The sequence below is a fragment of the Variovorax sp. KBW07 genome (assembly GCF_003852515.1).
Taxonomy (GTDB): Bacteria; Pseudomonadota; Gammaproteobacteria; order Burkholderiales; family Burkholderiaceae_C; genus Variovorax.
Genome location: NZ_QAJK01000271.1, coordinates 1 through 1,846, shown reverse-complemented (window position 1 = coordinate 1,846; position 1,846 = coordinate 1). Strand labels below are relative to the sequence as shown.

General features: G+C 68.4%; 1 protein-coding gene and 1 pseudogene. Both read right to left on the bottom strand.

Features of this window, described 5'->3' with window-relative positions; all coding sequences use genetic code 11:
• Nucleotides 1-51 precede the first annotated feature (51 nt).
• Nucleotides 52-1,320 (bottom strand): 3-oxo-tetronate kinase, encoded by a 1,269-nt coding sequence (gene otnK / locus DBV14_RS33115; RefSeq protein ID WP_124466482.1) that lies wholly within the window; start codon nucleotides 1,318-1,320, stop codon nucleotides 52-54.
• A gap of 3 nt (nucleotides 1,321-1,323) precedes the next feature.
• A pseudogene (locus tag DBV14_RS33110) lies at nucleotides 1,324-1,846 on the bottom strand (NAD-dependent epimerase); the annotation flags it as partial.

Below are 1,846 nucleotides of genomic sequence, written 5' to 3'. Positions count from 1 at the left end.
GCGTCGCCCTGAATGAACCAATACAGCAGCAACACGCAGAACCGCAAGATGTCAAAGAACAGCAAACGCCTTGGTAAAGAAATCGTCAGATCCGAAGTTGCCCGACTTCAACGCAATGTGCAAGCCCGCACCCTGCGCAGCTTCGGCGCGTGCGTGACACCACGGCACGCCGGGGTCGATCTGCGGACCGATCTGCATCTGTGCGATGCCCAGCGCCTGTACGCATGCGCCCGAAGTTTCACCACCGGCCACGACCAGTTGGCGCACACCTCGGTCCACCAGACCCCGCGCGATGGCCGCGATGGTGCGCTCCACCATGGCGCCAGCCTCGTCCACGCCGAGCTTGCCTTGTACGGATTTGACGGCGCCGGCTTCGGCTGTGGAGTAGACCAGCACCGGCCCCTTGTCCAGCGACGGTGCGGCCCACGCCAGCGCTTCGGCGGCCACGTCCACGCCCGCGGCGATGCGCAGCGGATCGATGGCCAGCGCCGCGCCGCCGCGCTGGATGAAGTCGAGCACCTGGCGATTGGTCGCGAGCGAACAGCTGCCGGACACGATGGCCTTGTGGCCGCCGGCCGGGGGCAAGGCGCTGGCCTGCGATGACGGGGCGAGCCCGAAATTTGCCGGCAGGCCGATGGCCACGCCCGAGCCCGCGGTGAGCAGCGGCATCTTCGCGAGTGCAGGGCCCATGCGCAGCAGGTCGTCATTCGACACCGCATCGACGATCGCAATGGACACGCCTGCGGCCTTCAGCTGTTCGATGCGCGCCGTGATGGCTGCATCGCCACGCGCCACCACCGTGTGGTCGATCAACCCCACCTTGCGCTTGCACTGCGCCTGCAGCACGCGCACCAGGTTCGCATCGGTCATCGGCGTGAGCGGGTGGTTCTGCATGCCGCTCTCGTTGAGCAACACGTCGCCGGCGAACAGGTAGCCCTTGAACACCGTGCGCTTGTTGTCGGGGAAGGCGGGAGTGGCGATGGTGAAGTCGCACGCCAGCGCATCCATCAGCGCCTCCGTCACCGGGCCGATGTTTCCCTGCGGCGTGCTGTCGAAGGTGGAGCAGTACTTGAAGTAGACCTGCCGCGCACCCTGCGCCTGCAGCCAGCGCAATGCGTCCAGCGACTGCGCGATGGCCTCGGCCGGCGCGACGGTGCGCGACTTGAGCGCGACGACCACGGCATCCACGTCGGCATCAAGCGGGCCTTCGGGCACGCCGATGGCCTGCACCACGCGCATGCCGGCGCGCACGAGATTGTTGGCCAGGTCGGTGGCGCCGGTGAAGTCGTCGGCAATGCAGCCGAGCAGCAACTTGGCCATGTATCAGCCCTTCGTCGTCGCGACGGGCAGTTTCACCGCCTGCGCGTTCTCGCGCACGTAGTCGCGCAAGATGGCGTCGAAGCTGGCATCGGCCTTCAGGCCCAGCGCCTCGGCGCGCGCGGCATGAATACGGCTGGGCCAGCTGGTGACGATCTTTGCAACGGCGGCATCGGGCTCCCAGTCGATGAGGCCGGTGGCTTCCTTGCCGGCGATGCGTTCGAGCGCATCGGCCATCTCGCGAACGGTGGTCGTCAATGCGGGCAAGTTGATCGCCGTGCGTGCGCCCCACTCCGCGGCGCTGGCGGTGGCCGCGCGAACGATGCCCGCCACGGTGTTGCCGGGCGAGGCCAGCGCGACCGCGGTGTCGGGCGACACCGGGCAACGCGCGCGCTCGCCGGCCAGCGGCTCGCGCAGCATGCCGCTCAGGAAGCTGGAGGCCGCGCCGTTGGGCCGGCCGGGGCGCACCGACACCGTCATGAGCCGCACGTTGCGACCCTGCACGAAGCCCTTGCGCGTGAAGTCGGCC

Excerpts from the sequence above, each read along its gene's own strand:
- otnK (WP_124466482.1), bottom strand. The coding sequence starts at position 1,320 with ATGGCCAAGTTGCTGCTCGGCTGCATTGCCGACGACTTCACCGGCGCC.